Origin of the sequence: Paraburkholderia phenoliruptrix (assembly GCF_019511605.1) — a bacterium.
Classification (GTDB): Bacteria; Pseudomonadota; Gammaproteobacteria; order Burkholderiales; family Burkholderiaceae; genus Paraburkholderia; species Paraburkholderia phenoliruptrix_A.
This window is the reverse complement of sequence record NZ_JAEUAV010000054.1, coordinates 1-6,236: the sequence shown is the minus strand read 5'-3', so window position 1 is coordinate 6,236 and position 6,236 is coordinate 1. Positions and strand designations below refer to the sequence as shown.

The 6,236-nt window shown below is 67.6% G+C and carries 2 protein-coding genes; both read left to right on the top strand.

The window, feature by feature from the left end:
- Positions 1 to 4,364 (top strand): non-ribosomal peptide synthetase (locus JNB89_RS30630; protein WP_220364712.1); only part of this gene is annotated, 4,364 nt, incomplete at its 5' end.
- Between the two features lie 173 nt (positions 4,365 to 4,537).
- A partial coding sequence (locus JNB89_RS30625) for a condensation domain-containing protein (protein WP_223216906.1) occupies positions 4,538 to 6,236 on the top strand: 1,699 nt, incomplete at its 3' end.

Sequence of the window (6,236 nt, the reverse complement as noted above, 5' to 3'; positions counted from 1 at the left end):
GGCGCGTCGGCCACTTCGAGACAGCGGACGAAACGCGTCTGCTGATTGCGATCCATCACCTGTCGGTGGACGGCGTCTCGTGGCGCGTGTTGCTGGAGGAACTGCAAACCGCCTACGAGCAGGCCGAGCGCGACGAGCCGGTCCAGCTCCCCGCGCCGTCTATGCCGTGGCGCGCCTGGGTGCGCGAGCTTCACCGTTACTCGCAATCTGAAGCTGTGCAGTCCGAAGCAAGCTGGTGGAACCAGGCGCTTCGCGTGCTCGACACCGCTGCCGCACTTCCATTACGCGCGCCTGCGAGCACCCGGCTTGCCGAAAGCGCGACCATCGACTGGACACTCGACGCAAATCGCACTCGCGACCTGCTGCAGAAAGCGTCGCGCGCATATCGTACGCGCGTGGACGAACTGCTGCTCGCCGCGCTCGCGCAAGCGCTCGGTGCATGGAGCGGTGCGGCGGAAATCGCCGTCGAGCTGGAAGGCCACGGTCGCGAGGACGTGATCGACGGTGCCGACTTGAGCCGCACGGTTGGCTGGTTCACGACGCGTTTTCCGGTCGCGCTGCCCGCTGCACCGGCGGGGCCCGGCGACGCACTCGTCGCCGTCAAGGAACGCGTGCGCGCGGTGCCGAACAAGGGGCTGCACTGGGGATTGCTCGACGCGAGCCGCGCGCGCCCGCGCCCGGCCATCAGCTTCAACTATCTGGGGCGCTTCGATCAGTCGTTCGACGAGGCGTCGCGTTTCACCTTTAGTTCCGAAGATGCCGGCAGCAGCTACGGCGCGGGCGCGCGCCTCGACTATGCGCTCGACCTGAACGGCATTGTTACCGGCGAAACGCTGCTGCTGCGCTGGCGCTTCGACCCGGCGCGCATCGACCGTGAGAGCGTCGAGCGCATCATCGCCGCGTTCGGTCAACATGTGGACGCGCTGATCGCGCATTGCGTCGCCGCGCCGCCGGGCGCAACCGCGTCGGACTTCCCGCTGTCGGGCCTCGACCAGGCGCAATTGCGCTCGCTGAACCTGACGCTTGGCGGCGTCGCCGATATTTATCCGGCCACGCCGTTGCAGCAGGGCTTGCTCTATCACAGCGAGTTGCAACAGGGCGAGGGCGTGTACGTCAACCAGTTGCAACTGACACTGGACGGCCGCCTCCACGTCGCTGCGCTGCGCGACGCCTGGCAGGCCGCTATAGCGCGACACGACATGCTGCGCACGCGCTTCGAGTGGCGTCATGGCGAGGCCGCATTGCAGATCGTGCAGCGCGAAGCGGTACTGCCTTTCGCAGTGCATGACTGGCGCGACGCGCATGACTACGATGCACGGCTCGCCGCGTGGCGCTCAGCCGACGTTGCCGCCGGCATCGATCCGTCGCGCGCGCCGCTGATGCGCGTCAACGTTTTCCTGCGCCCCGATGGCCGCTTCGATCTCGTGCGCACGCATCATCACGTGCTGACGGACGGCTGGAGCGGCGCGCGGCTGCTCGCCGAGGTTTTCGACGACTATGAGCGTGCACTGGGTGGTACGGTGCACGTCACGGCGGGCATGCCGCCGCCGTACCGGCGTTATGTCGAATGGCTCGCGGCGCAGCCTGATCCACGCGACTGGTGGACCAAGCGCCTCGAGGCCGCCGACGATCCAGGCACGCTCACCGCGAGCCTCGCCGCGCCGCGCGATGCCGTGCCGAGCGTGCAATCGAACGATGCGCCGAACGAAGCGACGAACCAACCGCTGACCGGGTCCTGCAAGACCGTGCTTGAACTCGACGCGCCACTCGATGCACGAGTGCGCCGTGCAGCGCAACGGTATCGCGTGACACTCAACACGCTGATGCAGGGTGCGTGGGCCGTGCTGCTCGCGCGGCTGAGCGGCAAGCAGTCGGTCGCGTTCGGAGTGACGGTCGCAGGCCGTCCCACGTCGCTGCATGGATCCGACGAAATGTTCGGACTCTTTATCAATAGCCTGCCTGTCCTGGCAGCCGTGCCCGGCGATATGACAGTAGCCGCGTGGCTCGGCGCATTGCAGTCGTACAACCTGGAGATGCGCGAGGTCGAACATACGCCGCTCGTGTCGCTGCAGCAGTGGGCGGGCCGCAGTGGCGACGCGCTTTTCGACAGCCTGATCGTCTTCGAGAACTATCCGGTCGCGACGCGCGCGGCATCCACGCAAGCCAACGGGCTGCGCGTCGACCGCGTCGATTCGTTCGAGCGCACGCACTATCCGCTGACGCTGACGATTCTGCCGACCTCGCGCATCGAGCTGCAATGGCAGTGGCACAGCCGTCGCCTTGAGCGTGCCCAGGTCGAGCAGTTGCAGCGGCAATATCTGGCGCTGCTCGAGCAGTTTGCCGATGAAGGCGAGCGCGCTCCACGTTTCGTCGGCGAACTCGCGGTGCGGCGCGGTGCGCCGCGCGCCGAGCCGTTGCCGACGTCGCTGCCGACGCTGCGTGCCTGTCACGAGCGCTTTGCGGTGGAAGCCGCCCGCGTGCCGCGGCGGATCGCGGTCCGTCAGAACGGCGAGGCGTTCGACTACGCGACGCTCGCTCGCTGGTCCGCGACGATCGACGCGCGCTTGCGCGCGAGCGGCGTCGCGCGCGAGGAACGCGTGGCCGTCTGCATGCGCCGTTCACCAGCGCTGATTGCCAGCATGCTCGGCGTGTGGCGAAGCGGCGCGGCCTATATGCCGCTCGATCCGTCGTTCCCTGCCGAGCGTCTCGTGGACATGCTGGACGACGCGGGCGTCACCCGTGTTATCGCGGATGACGAAGGCCGCGCCCGACTCGGCCGCGCGCTCGCAGGCCGCATCGTGCTGGACGCCGCCGTTGCGCCGCTCGGCACAACAGCCGACGCCGACCCTGATAACGCTGCAACGGCTGCACCGCCCGCGTTGCCGTGCGACCTGTCGCAGCTGGCCTACGTGATCTACACGTCAGGTTCGACCGGCCGGCCGAAGGGCGTCGCGATCTCGCACGGCGCGCTCGCGCGGCTGCTTGCGAGCGTCGCGATCGAGCCGGGACTTCATCAGGATGACGTACTATTGTCCGTCACCACGCCGTCGTTCGACATTTCTCTGCTCGAGTTCTGCTTGCCATTGACAAGGGGCGCATGCGTCGAAATGGCCGACGCTCGAACGGTGACGGACGGCGCCGCGCTCGCGCGGCTCATCGACGAGAGCGGTGCGACTTGTATCCAGGCAACGCCGTCCGGCTGGCGTGTGCTGCTCGAATCGGGCTGGCGTGGGGCGTCGCGCGGAAGGCTGACCGGCATCGCGGGCGGCGAGCCGTTGCCGTCCGACCTCGCGGCGCAGCTTGCGCAATGCAGCGTCGACCTATGGAATCTGTACGGTCCCACGGAGACGACCATCTGGTCGAGTTGCGCCCGCGTGTCGAAGGGCGGCCCCATCACTGTTGGCCGCGCCTTGCATGCGAACGCGCTGCGCATCGTCGACGCCAGCGGGCAATTGACGCCGCCAGGCGGCGTCGGCGAACTGTGCATTGGTGGCGACAATCTGGCACGCGGTTATCTGGGCCGTGCGGGACTGACGGCCGAGCGCTTCGTGCCGGACCCGTACGGCTCGCCGGGCGCGCGCATGTATCGCACGGGCGATCTGTGCCGCGAGCGAGCGGACGGCGAATTTGAATGCCTCGGCCGCATCGATCAGCAGGTCAAGCTGCGTGGCTACCGGATTGAGCTGGGCGAGATCGAAGCGGTGCTGCGCGACTGCGACGGCGTGCTCGACGCGGCGGTTGCGCTCGTGCCGGGCGCGGGCGACGCCGAGGCGCGGCTCGTCGCTTATGTCGTTGGCGATGTGGTTGGCGATGTGGTTGAAACCGTTGTCGGCGATGTGGCCGGTGAAAGCGTCGGGCAAGCCAGCGGCGAGCCGCGCCGTGTGCCGGCCGGCTGGCGGCAGACGCTCGCCGCACGCCTGCCGGGCTACATGGTGCCATCGGCGCTGTACGCAATCGACGCCTTGCCGCGCACCGCCAACGGCAAGCTCGACCGCAACGCGCTCGCGCGCTTCGAGACTGCGGCCGTAACCGAGGCGCCGTGGATCGAGCCGTCTGGCGAAAAGGAAGCGCTGATTGCGCGGCTTTTCGGCGACGTGCTGGGACTCGCGCGCGTGGGCGCCGACGACGACTTCTTCGCGCTCGGCGGCCACTCGCTCGCGGCAGTGCGCCTCGTCGCGCGGCTCTCTGAGCAACTCGGTCACAAGATCGCGCTCGGCGCGTTGTTCGATAACCCGACACCCGCGTTGCTGGCCGCAGTGTTGTCAGCGCGCGATGAAGACGATGCACGGCGCGGCGCGTCGCCGGGTGCCGCCGCGAAGGATGAGCTGGAGGCGCTCGATGGCCTGTTCGATGAACTCGATTGAAATGGCGAGAGCCGGCGTTGGCAGAGGGCGAGTGGCGGCGAGCCTGGTGCTAGCCTGTCGCTGCCGGTGCGCTGGACCTGCGTCGTTCCATTGCTGCGGCGCCGCTCATCGCGCAAACACGAACCCATACGCGGCGCCGGTGCTCGCGCTGATCTATTCAGACTGACAACACGATGCTGACTACGAATTACAAAGAAGCGGTCGAAGCGCAGGAGGCTTCCGCTGTCTCCACGTCATCGCCTGGCGCAGGCGGTCCGGCGAGCCAGGCGCTCGCGATTGCGCGCAAGTATGCCGCGCTGTCGCCTGAGCGTCGGCAGCGTTTTCGCGAAAGGGCGCGCGAGCAGGGCATCGACCCCGCCCGTTTGCGGATCGTGCCGCTCGCGCGCGGCGTTGATGACGCGAGTGAGACAGGAGGCCTGGCTTCTTCGGCGGCTAGCGCTTCAGCCTTGAGCTGGGGTTCGGCAACGTATCCGCTCACGCCCGCACAGGAGCGCCTGTGGTTCCTCTGGAAGCTCGATCCGTCGAACCCCGCATATAACCTGTCACGCGCGCTGCGGCTGACGGGGCGCCTCGACGTGCGCGCGTTGCGCCGCGCGTTCGATGCATTGGTCGCCCGGCACGGCGCGTTGCGTGCGCGATTTGCCGAGACACGCGGCGTCGTTGTGCAGTGCATACCTGACAATGCCGGCTACCTGTGGCGCGAGCACGGCGTCGATGATCGTTCCAAACTGCGCGACATGCTGCGTGCGGCCGCGCGCGAACCGTTCGATCTGCTGCACGGGCCGTTGTTGCGCGTCGACCTCATGAAAATCGATACGGAGTGCTATGCACTGTCTATCGTCGTGCATCACATCGTGTCCGATGGCTGGTCGCAGTCGCTGCTGGTTCGCGAGCTGGCAACCCTCTATCGTGCGTCGCTGGCGGGCGAAGGCGTCGCGCTGGCTCGCGCACTGCCGCCGCTCGACATCCATTTCGGCGATGTCGCCGCGTGGCAGCACGAGTGGCAGGACGGCGCGCTCGCCGACGATCTGGCGTACTGGACCACGCGGCTCGGCGTCGAGCGCCCCGCGTTGGAGTTGCCGCTGGACCGGCCGCGCCCGGCGGTGCGCGGAAACGAAGGCGCACGCGTGAGCCGCGACGTGGCGCCCGCGCTTGCGGACCGTCTGCGTGAGCTCGCGCGTGGACAGCGCACGACGCTCTTTACTGTGCTGCTCGGCGCGTACGCGGCGCTTCTCTATCGTTACGACGGCCAGCCGGGCGTGCGGATCGGCGTGCCGGCGGCCGGGCGGCAGCGCAGCGAAACCGAGGGGCTGATCGGCTACTTTGTGAACACACTCGTGATCGAGGTGGAGGTCCACGCCGGCATGCCTTGTGGTGCGCTGCTCTCGAACCTGCACGCGCGAGTGCTCGAGGCGCATGCGCATCAGGCCGCACCGTTCGGCCGCGTTCTCGACGCGTTGCGCATTGAGCGCGATCTCGGGCGCTCGCCGCTCTTCCAGGTAATGTTCAACCTCGAGCAGGCGACCAGCGAAGCTTCTGTTGCAATGCCGGGTCTCGTCGTCGAGCCGGAGGCGGGCGGCACGGACACGGCACGTTTCGATCTGGTGCTTAACGTCGTCGACGATCGGCGTGGCTTGCGCCTGATGTTCAATTATGCGGCCGATATATTCGATGCGAGCACGGTGGAGCGCATTGCATCGCAGTACGAATCTATTCTTGAGCAGATGACCGATGGTGTGACGCGTCGCGTTGGATCGCTGACGTTGCCCATGCAGTACGAAGCGGCGCCGTTGCAGCGGTATGCATTCGAATCGCTCGGCAGGGCGCTTGGCGCGCAGGCGAAGCGCACACCCGACGCAATTGCGCTGCGCT